The following is a 15,464-nucleotide window of genomic DNA, read 5'->3' as shown; positions in this document are numbered from 1 at the left end:
CCGCTGCATTCGTAAACGTCTCAGGATCAGGTTTACCTTTGGACACTTGTGCTGCATCGACAATATAGTCGAACTGATCGATGAGCTTAAGTTCCTTTAAGACGTGCGTCGCATTTTTACTCGCCGAACCTAACCCGACTTTAATCCCTTGCTGACGAATCGTTTTCAGCAAATCTGTAATGCCTGGTAAAATATCATCTTCACTAATCGTGCCTAATAAGTCGACATAGTGATCATTTTTTTCAGTTGCTAATGCTTCTTTACGTTCAAGTGATAAGTCACTCTGTTCCGGATCAAGCGCTAAAATTTTCTCTAGCGACTCCATACGCCCGACACCTTTTAACTCTTCATTAAATTCGCGGTCAATCGTAATTCCTAAAGAATCCGCTAACCTTTTCCACGCTTGATAATGTAATTCAGCTGTATCAGTAATAACACCATCTAAATCAAAAATAAATGCTTTAGGCATGATCATGGTTCATGTTCCTTTCTACTGCTGTTTCGTTAAATCTTTAACACTCTCACGTTCTAACAATTCATAATTTAAGTAAACCTCTGTCTCATCAGCCTCACCATCGACAATTCGGTTCAACAACTGGGCTGCTTGACGACCCATTTCAAAAAAGTCTTGCGCTACAGTCGTAATGCCAGGCGTTGTCATACTTGCAATCATCGAATCATCAAAACCAACAACCGACAAGTCCTCAGGTATAGACAAACCGAGGTCTTGCGCTGCACGCATAACGCCGTAAGCCATAAGGTCACTAAAACAAACGAACGCTGTTGGACGATGCGTTTCTAAAAACATTTTAGCCTTCTCATACGCCTCACCATCATCGAAATCCGCATAAAAAACTGGCCTATCTTCAAACGTTAAACCACTTTCAACTAACGCCTCTTCTACACCACTTAATCGCTCTTCATTGACGTAGGCTTCCTTTGTCCCTGCCATGATTGCGATATCTTTATGACCTTTTTCAACTAAATAGTTCGTCAGCGCTTTAGTCGCTTCTCGATTTTGAATCGTTACACTGCCAACACAAGGTTGAGGATCATCCATTAAGACATCGATTAAGACACACGGCACTTCCGTATCGACCATCTCTTTAAAAAATGGGTCATCTAACCGAATACCTTGCAAAATCGCTCCACCAATATTGCGCTCACGACAAAACTGAACATAACTTTGCTCTTCTTGTTTAAACGAATCGGTAAAATAAATCGAAAAATCTAAATTAAGCTGCTGGCTACCGAAGTAGATCCCTTTAAATAACTCAAAAGAATTGTTATCTTTCTGGTCATTTTCTTCAAAACCAGAGGAAATTAAGCTAATGGCTGAATTTTTCTTTGATGAAAGCATACGAGCAACGCGATTCGGTGAATATTCCAACTCATTTGCTGTTTCTAACACACGCTGTCTAGTTTTCTCCCCAACATCTGGGTAATTGTTAAGCGCTTTAGAAACAACTCCGACTGATACACCGGCTTTTTTTGCTACATCTTTAATCGATACCATTAACTTCACTTCCTCTTTTCAGCTTTGTTTTTGACACTATCAGTCCAATGATTAAACATTAATAACGATAAATAAGCGATCCCAACACCAGAGAAAAACGGCAACAATGCTGTAAATTGAAATATCGCAATATACGATAGTGCACCTGACACGAATAAAATGAACACCGTTAACACTGGGCTACCAACTGTCGTTAAAGCCGCATACTTCATTAAATCTTTCATCGTCATGTCCATGTGCGCTTCCATACAGAAAAAGATGATTTGAAAAGCGAACAACAGAACACCTATAACAATCATGACGACAGCTATTAACTGCGAAACGTCGATTAAAATATATATGTCTATAAACCAAATCATCCATATGACGGTAAACAATACATTTGTCTTTAAAAAGCTTTTATAATGGTTAAATAACGTTCTAAAATAGTGCGATTGTTTATTTTTCTCATCTTGTTCCATCATCCAATGACGCAGTGACATAAACATCGCTCTTGTCGTCGGGAAAAATATAAAAGTGAAAACGACTATGAACAGGATATAATGAATAATCGCTAGTTTTTGATCACTTAAATACCAAGAATAAATCGCAAACCACGTCGGAATGTTAAGGAAAAACCAACTGACATTCGTTAACGTCAACCTGGCAACCCAACGTGATAACATAACAATCCATCCTGATAAACTAAACCCGTTCATAGTCTCACCTCACTTATTATTACTTCACCGCTCCTTCGCCAATTCCTTTTATAATGTGCTTTTGCGCAAACGCATAGAAGATCACGACAGGAATAATCGTTAACACAAGACCAGCCATCGCTTGGTTCCACTGAATCGTAAACTCACCGAAGAAATAGAACGTCGCAAGCGGAATTGTACGCAAGCTTTGGTCGGTTAACACTAATGAAGGAAGTAAATAGTCGTTCCAAATTTGAATAACATTTAAAATAATAACCGTTACTGTAATCGGTTTTAAGATTGGGAAGATTATTTTCCAAAACACGGTAAACTTATTCGCTCCATCAATTTCAGCTGACTCTTCTAATGACACTGGAATTGACTTAATAAATCCATGATATAAGAATACAGCTAAACTCGCGTTAAATCCAACGTGCATGAAAATTAATCCACTACGTGTATTTAACATCGGTAATCCAGTCGTTGACATAATTTGATCCATAAACTGAATTAACGGCATCATAATCGTCTGGAACGGAATTAACATCGTCGCAATAAACGTCATGAAAATAATTCGGCTTAACGTATTATCCCTACGCACAAGCATCCATGCTGTCATTGATGATAAAATAACGAATGATGACAACAGAGATAATCGTAATGACTAATGAGTTAAAAAACGCTAATCCAAAATTCATCCGATCCATCGCACGAATATAATGTTCAAAAGTTAAGGTTTCCGGTAATGCTAAAACATTTTCATAAAGCTCAGAACGGCTCTTAAATGAGTTAACGAGCATAATATAAACCGGAGACAAAAACACTAAAGCTCCTACGACTAACAATATTTCTTTTAAATACTTCTTAAAGAGACGCATTACATTTCAACCTCTCTCTTCTTCGTCATATAAACTTGGACTAAAGTAATGGCTGCAATGACGATAAAGAAGATAATCGCCTTCGCCTGTCCGTAACCATAGTTGTTATATCCAAAGATCTCATTATAAATGTGCATCGCTAATAACTCAGTAGAATTAGCTGGACCTCCTGCTGTTAAAGACAGGTTGACGTCATAGATCTTGAAACTAAACGATAACGTTAAGAATAAACTGATCGTTAATGCTGGCATCAATAATGGCATGACGATATTTTTCAGACGTTGCCAGTAGTTCGCGCCATCAATTTCCGCTGCTTCCATCACTTCACCTGGAATGCTTTGAATACCAGCGATGTAAATAATCATCATATAACCAGCCATTTGCCACGAAAATACGATGACAAGTGCATACATCGCTAAATCACGGTCAGTTAACCAGTTACGAAACACTTCTTCATTACCTGTTAAATCTCCAATCACTCTAAAACCATCAGAGAAAATAAACTGCCAAATATAACCTAAAATTAATCCACCAATTAAGTTCGGCATGAAGAACATCGTACGCGCAAAGTTCGCAGACTTAAACGCAGACGTTACTAGTAAAGCAAAGCCTAAACCTAATACGTTCACTAACACTAAGCTTAAAATCGTAAACTCTAACGTTAGCCAAGCCGAGTTAACAAATCGTCCATCATCGATTAACTCAATATAGTTATCTAACCCAACATACACCATTGGATTAGCTGAAAAACCATCCCATTCAAAGAATGAGTAAAAGATTCCGATAAAGAACGGAATCAACACAACCGTCGCAAAAATGATAAACAACGGTAAAACAAACAGTAAATACCATAACTTATTGCGATGTTTACTCAACTTTCATCCCTCTTTTCTAACCTTAACCATGTCACAACCTGTTGTTAAGAAAGGAAAAAATAACAGGGAACACCGCAAATGGTGACCCTGTTATTTTCTTGTCAAAAGATCTTATTACCTTGTTGCACCTTCCCAAACTTCATCTAAACGCTCGATAAATTCTTCACCAGACATACTATCATCTAAGAAGAACTCTTCTGTTGCTGGTGCTAAATCGTTTGGCACGATATCAGCTGGGTAGTAGTTGTGTGCCCAAGGGATTGTGTCACCACTGTTAGAAGCATCTAATACTTCTTGTGCTAGTGGGTCTAAACCATCTGCATCAATGTGCGTGAACCCTGGTACGTGATTGAACTCATCAACCATATACTCTTGTCCAACATCACTATTGTGTAACCACTCTAAGAAATCAATTGCGGCATCAATTTCTGCTTGATCCTTATTTCCGTTAACGCCCCAGTTACCACCAACACCAACGATTTGTCTGTCATTGCCGTCTAATGGGAATGGCATTAAACCAACTTCGAAGTCTAAGTCATAATCATTTAACATTGAAACAACCCAGTTACCTTGGTGAATCATTGCCGTCTCACCATTTACGAAGTCACCAACTTGACGGTCATAGTTCACATCAAGTGGATTAACCGTGTGCTCACGAATAGCTTCCATAAACTGACCGAACTCTTGGAATTCAGGTGTTTCAGACATTGCTACTTCACCGTCATTTAACTGATCAATGAAGCCCATGTAATCGTCTTGTAGCGAGAACGGATAGTTACTAATGTGACCAATTAAGAAATAAGCTTCTTGAGAAAGCATTAAGCCATTAATACCTTCATCTTCAAAGTCTTGTAACGTTTGAACGAAAGACTCATAATCTGTAATGTCTTCAGGGTCAACTAAATCTTTGTTGTACACTAAACCGAAACCTTCAATACCATATGGTAGACCAACTAAACGGTCTTCGTACTCTAATCCCATTTCAGGTGCGATGTCATCTGCTAAATCCATATCACTTAAATCATATAAATATGAATCTAGCTGATCAGCTACTTGAATGTTTTGTACTGTCATAATAGAAGGACCTTGATTACTGTTTAGACGAACTTGTAATTGTGATAAATAGTCATCACCCGTCGTACCCCAAACATCAACCTCAATACCTGTTTCCTCTTCATACATTTCTGCTAACTCTTCTAGTGGCTCAGAGATTTCTACTTTACTTTGGAAGACTGAGATTTGTTCTACTTCGCCACCTTCATCAGTATCCCCCTCAGTATCTTCTGCATCTCCGTTATCACCACCACAAGCAGCTAAAACGAGTAATGCACTAACAAACATAGCAAAAAATAGCTTATTAAATTTCATTGTAATTCTCCCCCTAAAAATTTAATTATATTGAAAAGCTAAAGGAACAGTGAGAGTGTCTTTTAGCTTCAATACCTGATTTTGAATCGTGATAGGCAATTCAGTCATAGAATCTTTTGAAATCTTACAGTTGTCTTGGTCAATCTCAAATCTTAACTGCTCACCTTGCCAATCAATATTAAACGTCATAGAATTCCACTGTTTTGGTAGAGTCGGGTTAATAGATAAACCACCCGGCGTTAATCTCACACCAGCAAAACCAAATACAGCAATACTCCAAATACCTGCAATTGATGCCGCATGTATACCTTCCTGAGATGACTTCATATTTTGACCGAGGTCAATCTCTGCTGCACGGCGGAACATGTGATAAGCCATGTCCATCTTTTCAAAATCACTCGCCACAATCGCATGCGTTGATAGACTTAAAGACGAATCGTGTAACGTGCGCGGTTCATAATAATTAAAGTTTGCACGCTTTAACGCCGCATCGAATTCTATTTCATCTTTCAAGAACGTTTGCTCAAGTAAATAGAGTAAAACGAGCACATCTGCTTGCTTCGTCACTTGAAGCTTATTGATTTGTGGCTGATTGTAATCTTTATAAATCGTTCTTGGCTGTTCTTGCTTCTTATATTTGTCTAGATCAATTTCAGGAAGCGATAAATACGTATCATCTTGCTGAATAACTTGATCCTCTTCCCGTGGAGCTGGTAAGAAAATCTTCTCAGCTTTTTCTTTCCAGTTTTCATAGTTTTGTTGTAAGGCTAGCTTTTCATCAAGTGTTGCGAAAACGTTTTCGTTTTGTGCAATTAAAAACTCATAATACTTAATAGCTAGCTTCAAATTAAAATAACTCATGTAATTCGTATAAGCATTGTTATTCACATGCTCTTTATACTCATCCGGTCCGATTACATTATGAATCTCATATCTAGCCTCAGCTTCATTCCACTCATAACGACTCGCCCAGAAGTTAGCACTATCAAATACCATTTCGTAACCATAATCATTTAGAAATGCTTCATCATTCGTCACGTTGTAATACTGATTAACTGCAAAGGCAATATCAGCCGTAATGTGCTGTTCGATTAAGCCTGTCCAAATTTTACTTCTTTCACCAGTTATGATATCAATATCACCATAAAGTGGTGTCACTTCCCCATCATCCGGGAACGCCATCTCCCACGGATACATCGCACCTTCATAACCATTCTCTTCCGCCTTCGCTCGCGCACTTTCCAACCCGTAATAACGATAGGTTAATAGAGAGCGCGCCACTTCTGGATTTGAGTATGTGAAAAATGGTAGAACGAAAATTTCTGTATCCCAGAACGAGTGACCTTTATATCCTTCACCAGATAACCCTTTCGCACCGATTCCCATTCGCGAATCATGATCAGGCGTCATAATCGTCATATGATAGATTGAGAATCGAACAGCTAACTGATCGAAGTGATCTTGACTATTAATTTCAATATTGTAGCGGTTCCATATTTGATCGAACCAAGCTTGACGATGTTCATCTCTTAGCTCGTCATAATTTTTTTGCGTAACTTTTTCTAATGTATCATGTGCTTGTTGCTTAACCGTTTCTTGATCAGCACCATTCGGTAGAAATTCACGGTCACGACTCGTATAAACAGTCGTTAACTTTTCAAGTGTCACCTTCTCATCTGGAGCCAAATCAAACTGATAACCAACACCGACTTTACGCCTGTCCATAAGCTTATCGACTTTAGCTTCTTTCGATAATCGATGCTGACTGACTAACGCAATATCAACATTTGACTGACGCGTCGTCTGCACATATTCAAGAAGGTCATCTCCGTAAATTCTCGGCACACCATTTAAAAAGTGCTGTGCACCTGTGTTCGTCGTTTGACCATTAATCGCACTTACTAATTGAACTGATGCACTTTCATTCAGTGCCTCCACTTCGACTTTCATGCCAATTAAGTGACGCTCAGCAAGTGATACGAAACGACGACATTGGAATTGAAATGTTTTACCTTTTGGCGACGTCCACTTAAACGAACGGGTTAGCTCAGCTGTTTTCAAATTCAACAGTCTAACGTATTCATCCGTTTCGCCAATCTCTAAATGGAAACGCTCACCATCGATATAAAAATCTATTTGCGTAACATCTGCTAAATTAGGAAGCTCTGTTACTTCAGTCGGATCAGCTTGATTAAACGTTCCATTAACGAACAAGTTCCGTTTTTCACCGAAATACGACTCTTCCATCGCCGAACGAAGCCCCATATAACCATTACCTAACGCCATAACAGCTTCGAACTTTCGCAAATGATTCGGCGAAAAGCCACTTTCAGCTACAACCCAATCTTTAAACTCCCCTTGACCAACATCATATCGGATCATATAAAACTCCCTTTATAATTCGTGTAACCGCTTACTTAATGAGCGAAAAAATATAGATTGCTAGAATTTACGAAAACGTTTTAGTAACATTCAAAAAATTTTTTAAGCACCCAGTTCGTGCTCGTAAAACAAAGTATAAGAGCATTCTATTAAAAAGTCAACAGAAAATGAAAGCGATTTCTAGACAAATTTTGGGGTGGTTCAGTGCTGATATTTTTCGTGGGTGCTGACAAATTGGGTCGAGCGCCGATAAATTATTGTGAGCGCTGATAAACTTGGCGCGTGCGCCGATAAATTTTCTTGAGCGCTGATAAACTGGGTGCGAACGCTGATAAATTTTCTTGAGCGCTGATAAACTGGGGACGAGCGCCGATAAATCATTATCGTGATCTCCTGATTTTCTCACGAGTGCCAAATTAGTGACTACGAACGCCAGAATATCACGGCGAACGCTAAATTAACTCTCCTGAGCGCCAAAAAAATCGCCGAACTTATCAATTCGGCGATCAGCTTAAATAACTTACTGTGACAACACACTAAAAAACAACTCAACAAATCGTTTGCGGTCTACATCATGTAGCACGTGTACATTTGGTGGTTTGTTCATCGTCCGTAAATGGTCGACGACGGTCGCACCAGCTGTTGCATAACCTGCTGTTTCAACTGTGACGTACAAGTCTTCTCCTTCAAATAACGTTGGGTCAATGACATAAGCGATGGCACTTAAGTCGTGCAAGCGCAATACATCAGCGTGATGTGGCTCCAAAAATGGTGAAGAATCTTGTGCATCCATATAATGTTGCAACATTTCATAAAGTGTTTTCGCCAGTTCGTTTCCTGTTGCTTTTAACAAATCTAAATCTTTTTGGGTTAAATAAGCTTTGTGCGTCACGTCAAGGCCACTCATAACAATAGGGATCCCACTTTGCATAACGACTTCAGCCGCTTCTGGGTCAACGTACATATTAAACTCGGCTTTTGGCGTTACGTTACCTCCGCGAGCGGCACCACCCATAAACGAGATTTGCTTAATTTTTGGCTTCACTTCCGGGTGCGCTAATAAAAGCGCGCCAACGTTCGTAAGTGGGCCTGTTGCAACGATTGTGACCGGCTCATCCGACTCTTTCAAAACAGAAACCATTGCCTCAATGGCTGGACGAGCACTTTCTTCTAACGTCGCCTCAGGTAACTCGACACCACCAATACCAGACTCACCGTGAATATGGTCGGCAATGACTAAGTCGCGTAAAAATGGTTTCTCAGAGCCGCGCGCAATTTCAACGTCTTCTCCTATGTAACTCACAAACCGAAGCGCGTTATCAATCACTTTATCTTGCGTTTGATTACCTGCGCTCGTCGTAATTAACTTCACATCTATCTTCTCATGCCTTAGCGCTAACAAAAGCATCATGACATCATCAATACCAGGATCACTATCAATAATGACTGGTGTCTTTTCCATACCACTCACCTCTTCTTATGTTCGAAGTGGATTAAACGGCGTTAAATCCATCCCCACTTCCTCGTCTACAGCTAGCTTAGCCGTCATTTTACCGACAAAAGGTCCAATGGTCAATCCAGACGGACCTAAACCTGTTGCAACAATTAAATTACTGTAACTCGAAATTTTACCGAGTAACGGCTTTTGATCAGGTCCCATTGGTCGAAATCCAATGCGAACATCATCCAATGTCGCATCCGCTAACCCAGGTGCAACGGCAAGCCCTTCGTTTAGCACCTCTTGCACTCCACCAGCAGTTAGTCTGTAGTCAAAACCACTACCTACCTCGCGTGTCGCCCCAAACACGACACGCCCATCATCAAATGCCAACATGTAATGACTCGACTGTGGTAAAACGACAGGCCAATTTTTCGTATTTTCACCTTCAACACGTAAATGCGCAATTTGACCACGTTGCGGCTCTAACGCAATCGACACGCCGACCTGCTCAAGCAACTTTTTCGACCACGCACCTGCTGAAACAATGACCCGATCAGCATCTAACACACCATCTCGCGTACGTACGAAAACTTCATCACCACGGCTCTCTAGCTTCACTTCCTCTTCAAGTAACTGACCACCACGTTTCACAAACGCACGGACTAACGCTTGAGTTAGCAAATGACCATCAACACGTGCACCACCAGAGACATAGACAGCCGAGCAATCATCTTGTAACGGTGGAAACATTTTTCGCGCTTCGCTGTTCGTCAACTTTTCCACATCACCAACAAAATCCGTCTCCTCACGCTTCCGCACCGCTTCTTCATAAAGTGTGCCAAGCTGCGATTCCGTATTCGCTAAAGCCAACGCACCACACTTATAATACCCTGTTTCACCTGCTTCATCCTCACGCAAATCATCAATTAATGACGGATAATCAACCGCACTAGCTTTAGCTAACTCATACAAATCTGGGTCCTTTCTCGCACCGACCCAAGGACAAACAATACCAGCTCCAGCTTTTGTTGCCTTTCCTTGAAAATCCGCATCAACTAACACGACATCCTCACCTTGCTGAACGAGACGATACGCCGTTGCAGCTCCTAAAATTCCCGCACCAATGATGATATGCTTCACAAAAAGTCCCCCTCTTTCATTTTATGTAACAGCTTTACTTATTAGGAAAAAATTTATATCTAATGCTCAACAACTTTCCCGCGACGCCTTTTTAATAAATACTCAATAGCGCCAGTTCCTAAGAAAATTCCTACGATAATAAGAACAAACCCAATAATATGCTCAAGCAGGATCGCTTCATTTAAAAAGACAGCCGAACCGATAATCGCAAACAACGTATTTAAATTAATAAAAATCGCCGATTCAGCCGGACCAACCTTTTTAATGACATAATTGTACGTCATATGACCGAAAGCTGTCGCCATAATCGCACTAAATAAAAAGACAGCACCAATATGCCAGTCAAATACGCGCGCCATCTCACCCACATCGGCGCCTAGCGCTTGGCTCAAACCGAAAATAACAATCGAACCAAACACCATGATGTACCCTGTAATTAAGCGCGGGTCAAACGTCGCTCTCAACTTACTAATTAACACAAAACTAAACCCTTGCACCGCAACACCTAGGAACACAAACACATCACCCATCGACATCGCACCTAGTCCACCACTACCTGAAAGCGTCGTCGTGGCCACACCAGCAAAACCAAATATAAATCCGACCGTCCTTAACAGATTCACTTTTTGCCTTAAGAAAATAACCGCCATCAACACGGTCATAAGCGGCATTAAACCAAGAATGAGCGATCCGTTAACACCCGTTGTCCCTTCTAAACCAACCGCAATAAACGAATGGTGCAATACGACATTAAACGTTCCTATATATAACATAACGAGCCACTCTGACTTATGTGGCAATCTGAAAATACCCATAAAATAACAAATGACCAACACCGCGACCCCTGCCGTGAACACACGGAATGAAGTCAGCAACACGGGATCAATCGTATCAACCAGCACTTTAAGCGCTGGCAAATTCACCCCCCACATAAGCATGACTAGTAATAACAAAATGTAGATCTTAACCAAACTTTTCACCTGTTTCTAATCTATGATTCTTCCACTTTACAAAATTTCGTGACTAGAAGCAATAAGCACGACTTCCTATCTCAACATTCCGGCGTTCGCCGAATTATGGTGGCGTTTGTGCCGGAATATTTTAATTTTCGCAGGAAAAATGAGAATTTCGCAGGAAAATAAAAATTTCGTTGATAATCCATATAATGGAATGAAGAAAGCACCGCGATCTATAATCGTAAACACGCTGGAATCCAGCGTTCGCCCAATTCTCACGCCACTTCGCTTAATTATTGAGAATTTCGCTTAATTAATTACGTTTTCGCCTAATTATTTAAAATTTCGCCTAAAAAATGAGAATTTCGCCCAATTATTGCGAATTTCGCTTAATTAAAAGACTCAAACCTTACAAATCCTTCCATCAGGAACTTAAAAATCGCCGAAATTCCTCATTTCGGCGATTACTAAGTGACATTCTACTTTTAAGAAGACTTCTGGAAGATATAAGCTCCCTCTTGAATTTCTTTAAAAGAAACAGAATCTCCAATGTTAATAGCTTCATCCATATACCCCGTCACTCTTAAACGTTCAGTTAGTTGAACTAGTACGACTTGGTATGGAGCTTTTTCAGCAAACTTTGGAGGGGCGATATGAATAGTAGTGAAGCTATAAACCTGACCATTTCCTTCGATCTCCAACCTAGAGAAACTAGAGTTTCTACATTTAGGGCAATAATACTTCTCAGATAATGTTTCATATCCACATTCGTTACAACGAAACGCATCCATAACTTACACCCTCTCTAAAATATGAACTGTTGAGTATGAGCCTGTGCCACCTAGATTTTGCGCCAACCCAATACGTGCCCCATCAACTTGATTTGGAGCCGTTCCTCTCAACTGATGAACAATTTGATACAGTTGAGAAATGCCTGTAGCACCAATAGGGTGGCCTTTAGATAGAAGTCCTCCACTTGTATTAATCGGCTTTTCACCATTTGGCAATGTTTTTCCTTGTTCTACTGCTAGGTAACCTTCCCCTCGGTTAAAAAAGCCTAATTCTTCTGATGAAATTATTTCAGTCATTGAAAAACAATCGTGAATTTCCACTACATCAATATCCTCTGGTCCTAATCCAGCCTTTTCATATGCTAGTCTACCAGATTCGCCAACAGCTGGAATTGATAATAGGTTTTCAGCATTTTGCATTTCTGTCGGGCCTGATGCTTGAGCACTACTTCTTACTGCTATATTTCCTTTTTTCTTTGATAATACAATAGCCGAGGCTCCATCTGTTGTTGGAGAACAATCAAATAACCCTAATGGCTCAGTAATCATACGAGCTGACATAATCTCTTCAATTGACGTTTCAGTCTTAAACTGTGATAGCGGATTATTAATGGCATTATTTCGATTTTTCAGAGCGACTTGAGCTAAATGTTCCTTAGTTGCACCAGTCTCATGGAAATATCGGTTAGCTAATACACCAAAAAAACCAGGGAAAGTTAACCCAGCATGCTTTTCATTAGAATCATTATCCATCGCTGCGTTGATCGCCTCAGTTATTTCCACTGTAGATGCATGTTTCATTTTTTCCACACCAGCAACAAGGACGGTTTCATATTCTCCACTCATAATGCCTAATAAAGCTTGACGAAAAGCAATGCCCCCAGATGCACAAGCACCTTCAATTTTGGCTGTCGGTACATAACCTAAACCTAAGTCATTAGCAATAATTGCACCTAGTATTTCTTGGTTATAAATAGAACCTCCCATGAAGTTACCTACAAATACCGCATCAACATCTGGTTTGCCTGCATCTTCAAGGGCTTCAATTGATGCATTTAGTAATAAGTCTTTCAATGTTTTATCTTCTAATTTCCCGAACTGTGTCATACCGACACCGTGAATATATGTTTGCATCATTGAACCCCCTCTAAATGCTGCTTACGAAGTTCACGTTTAAGAATTTTACCGTAAGAGCTTTTAGGCAACTGATCTACGAAATGGATTTGTTTCGGTTTTTTCAAGCTAGCTAAATACTCTTTACAAAGCGCAATTAAATCTTCTTCAACAACTTCAGTCGTGCCATTTGGAACAACATAAGCTACAACTGATTCACCCCATTTATCATCAGGTATACCAATTACACAAGTTTCTTTGACACCCTTATGCTTGTTTAATACCTCTTCAACTTCTCGAGGGTAAATATTTAATCCACCTGAAATAATAACATCTTTTATACGATCAACGATGTGTAAATAACCTTGATCATCAACCCATCCTAGATCTCCAGTATGCAACCAGCCATTTTGTAATGTTTTGTTTGTCGCCTCTTCATTATTCCAATAACCTTTCATAACAAGAGAACCTTTACAAACAATTTCTCCTACTTCACCATTTTTAACTTCAAGACCATCAGAATTAATGATTTTCATATCAACAAATGGCCCTGTATAGCCACAAGACTCTAAACGACTACTTAGCTGATCTCTTGGCATAACTGTAATACACATCGGTGCTTCAACTTGACCATAAGTCTCAACAAACTTAGTTCCTAGTTTAGATAGAGCAAGTTGTAATTTGCTCGCAGCGATCGGTGAACCTGCCATGTTAATAGACTTAATAGACTTTAATTTTTCAGGGTCAAAGTTGGATTCTGAATCATTAAGTTAACCATTGTCGGCACCATAAAAATAACAGAGACCTGATCTTTTTCAATGTCATCAATAAACTCTTCAGGGTCAAAATTGTTATACACGACTTGTGTATTGCCATGTAACCATGCAACATGAGATAAAAAGTTACTACCATGAGTTAACGGCGCAACATGACCAATCACATCTCTGTTCGTAACCTCACAAACTTCAGACAATGATAAAGCACCTGTTAACATATTTCGATGGGATAGCATGACACCTTTTGGGTTACCAGTCGTGCCAGAAGTATACATAATGGCAAACAGATCATCTTCATGCACATCTTCCTCTAGTACATCACCATAATAACGATCAACCACAGTATCGTAATCATTCCCAATCAAAAGACAATCAAAGTCTAAGTTTATTGAATTGATCAAGTCTTCCTCTCCGATCACAATTCCTAATTGCGCATCGTCAATCATATATTCATGCTCTCTTGGGTGTAACTTGTAGTTTAAGGGGACTTTAATATAGCCACCAAATGCAGCTGCTAAATCTAGCTCAACGTGCTCATGACGGTTAGACATTAATACTGCAAAACGGTCGCCCTTTTTCAAACCTTGATCTGCTAAATAACTCGCAATAGCCATAGAGCGATAATAAAGTTCCTGATACGTAATCGATACATCCTCAAACTTTACTGCAGTTCTATTAGGATAGGCTTTCATCACTTTCTTAGCTTGTAATCCTAATGTTTCCATTGATTAAACCTCCCCTTTTGATGAAAATCTAAATACAGGTAGACCCCAATAATCATCTATTTGCCTTTGCATATGGACACCATTTACTGGATTTAATGTATACTCCATCGTTACAGCTGTAGGATTTTCTCCCTTCAAGAAGTGTCCACCTGTAATATTTCCATCCGGATCAACAATGAGACCATGGAAGTGAACATCCAACTCTCCATTTTGATCTAATCCAATAAAACCAGTGCCTGATAAAATTTCAACTGGTTTCTCAATATTTATTTGATCTGTATAGCCAATACTTCCATCTTCATTTTGACTAATCTGCAACATTCCAACACGTTTTAATGACCCAATACATTGAAACGAAGCTGTCTGAATACCGTACTCCTTACAGACTTCGATCATTCCTTCAAATAAATCAACATCCTTTGTCAGACGCCCCATAATGGTTTGTTCACTTTTTCCTTGAACACTTTCTATTGATTGGTATTTAGCCAATATCAACACCTCCATCAACCCTTAAAGTTTGAGCAGTTGTATATCCTGACTTTGGATTAGAAAAATAGGCAACAGCCTCCGCAATGTCTTCTGTTTGCCCCATTCGTTTAATAACTTGTTGGTCAAAATTGTAGCTAACCCTGATGTAATACCAGTTTCTGTTGCGCCCGGAGCAACAGAATTACAAGTAATATCATACTCGCCTAATTCTTTTGCTACCCATTTCGTTAAGGCTATTAAAGCTCCTTTTGAAGCGGCATAGGCTGGTCCTGATCTACCTTTTTTTGAACCTTGGTGACTCGATACAACTCCACCATTAATACCTGAGACTGCCAAG

The 15,464-nt window shown here is 39.7% G+C and carries 14 protein-coding genes and 2 pseudogenes; all 16 read right to left on the bottom strand.

The genetic code is table 11. The features are described 5' to 3' along the window. Positions 1-475: beta-phosphoglucomutase (pgmB, locus tag A194_RS0108190; protein WP_017186366.1), on the bottom strand; the 475-nt coding region annotated here is incomplete at its 3' end. Positions 476-490: 15 nt separating this feature from the next. After that, a complete protein-coding gene (locus A194_RS0108185; protein WP_017186365.1) occupies positions 491-1,516 on the bottom strand; it encodes a LacI family DNA-binding transcriptional regulator in 1,026 nt (341 codons plus the stop codon). A gap of 5 nt (positions 1,517-1,521) precedes the next feature. Next, positions 1,522-2,214, bottom strand: a complete 693-nt coding sequence (locus tag A194_RS0108180; protein ID WP_017186364.1) for a DUF624 domain-containing protein — start codon at positions 2,212-2,214, stop codon at positions 1,522-1,524. A 19-nt stretch (positions 2,215-2,233) separates the two neighbouring features. Further along, positions 2,234-3,071, bottom strand: a pseudogene (locus tag A194_RS17870) (carbohydrate ABC transporter permease). Then, positions 3,071-3,946, bottom strand: coding sequence for a carbohydrate ABC transporter permease (locus tag A194_RS0108170; protein ID WP_017186363.1), 876 nt, complete (start codon positions 3,944-3,946; stop codon positions 3,071-3,073). Before A194_RS0108170 ends, A194_RS17870 begins: the two are co-directional and overlap by 1 nt. 114 nt (positions 3,947-4,060) lie before the next feature. Next, positions 4,061-5,314, bottom strand: a complete 1,254-nt coding sequence (locus tag A194_RS0108165; RefSeq protein ID WP_017186362.1) for an ABC transporter substrate-binding protein — start codon at positions 5,312-5,314, stop codon at positions 4,061-4,063. A 21-nt stretch (positions 5,315-5,335) separates the two neighbouring features. Further along, entirely contained in the window at positions 5,336-7,696 is a 2,361-nt protein-coding gene (locus A194_RS0108160; RefSeq protein ID WP_017186361.1) for a glycoside hydrolase family 65 protein, read from the bottom strand. A 520-nt stretch (positions 7,697-8,216) separates the two neighbouring features. Then, positions 8,217-9,158: a nucleoside hydrolase gene (locus tag A194_RS0108155; protein WP_017186360.1), complete on the bottom strand. Its 942-nt coding sequence runs from the start codon at positions 9,156-9,158 to the stop codon at positions 8,217-8,219. A gap of 15 nt (positions 9,159-9,173) precedes the next feature. Continuing rightward, positions 9,174-10,277 (bottom strand): NAD(P)/FAD-dependent oxidoreductase, encoded by a 1,104-nt coding sequence (locus A194_RS0108150; protein WP_017186359.1) that lies wholly within the window; start codon positions 10,275-10,277, stop codon positions 9,174-9,176. Between the two features lie 59 nt (positions 10,278-10,336). Further along, positions 10,337-11,257: a DMT family transporter gene (locus tag A194_RS0108145; RefSeq protein ID WP_272942208.1), complete on the bottom strand. Its 921-nt coding sequence runs from the start codon at positions 11,255-11,257 to the stop codon at positions 10,337-10,339. A gap of 461 nt (positions 11,258-11,718) precedes the next feature. Then, positions 11,719-12,024, bottom strand: a complete 306-nt coding sequence (locus tag A194_RS0108140) for a Zn-ribbon domain-containing OB-fold protein (protein ID WP_017186357.1) — start codon at positions 12,022-12,024, stop codon at positions 11,719-11,721. 3 nt (positions 12,025-12,027) lie between these two features. Then, positions 12,028-13,161 carry a thiolase C-terminal domain-containing protein gene (locus A194_RS0108135; RefSeq protein ID WP_029425087.1) on the bottom strand — a complete coding sequence of 378 codons (1,134 nt, stop codon included), beginning with the start codon at positions 13,159-13,161 and terminating at the stop codon, positions 12,028-12,030. Continuing rightward, on the bottom strand, positions 13,158-13,847 hold the full coding sequence (locus A194_RS21180; protein WP_337442962.1) for a class I adenylate-forming enzyme family protein: 690 nt from the start codon (positions 13,845-13,847) through the stop codon (positions 13,158-13,160). Before A194_RS21180 ends, A194_RS0108135 begins: the two co-directional genes overlap by 4 nt. A gap of 20 nt (positions 13,848-13,867) precedes the next feature. Next, positions 13,868-14,638, bottom strand: a complete 771-nt coding sequence (locus A194_RS21175) for a class I adenylate-forming enzyme family protein (RefSeq protein ID WP_337442961.1) — start codon at positions 14,636-14,638, stop codon at positions 13,868-13,870. A gap of 3 nt (positions 14,639-14,641) precedes the next feature. Next, positions 14,642-15,136, bottom strand: a complete 495-nt coding sequence (locus tag A194_RS0108125) for a PPC domain-containing DNA-binding protein (RefSeq protein ID WP_423734743.1) — start codon at positions 15,134-15,136, stop codon at positions 14,642-14,644. Further along, positions 15,120-15,463: pseudogene (locus A194_RS0108120) on the bottom strand (SDR family NAD(P)-dependent oxidoreductase). The gene A194_RS0108125 and the pseudogene A194_RS0108120 overlap by 17 nt, the downstream one beginning before the upstream one ends. Position 15,464 lies beyond the last annotated feature (1 nt).

Origin of the sequence: Alkalibacillus haloalkaliphilus C5 (assembly GCF_000269905.1) — a bacterium.
Classification (GTDB): Bacteria; Bacillota; Bacilli; order Bacillales; family Alkalibacillaceae; genus Alkalibacillus; species Alkalibacillus haloalkaliphilus_A.
The sequence above is the reverse complement of the archived record's forward strand: the minus strand, read 5'-3'. Positions and strand labels throughout refer to the sequence as shown.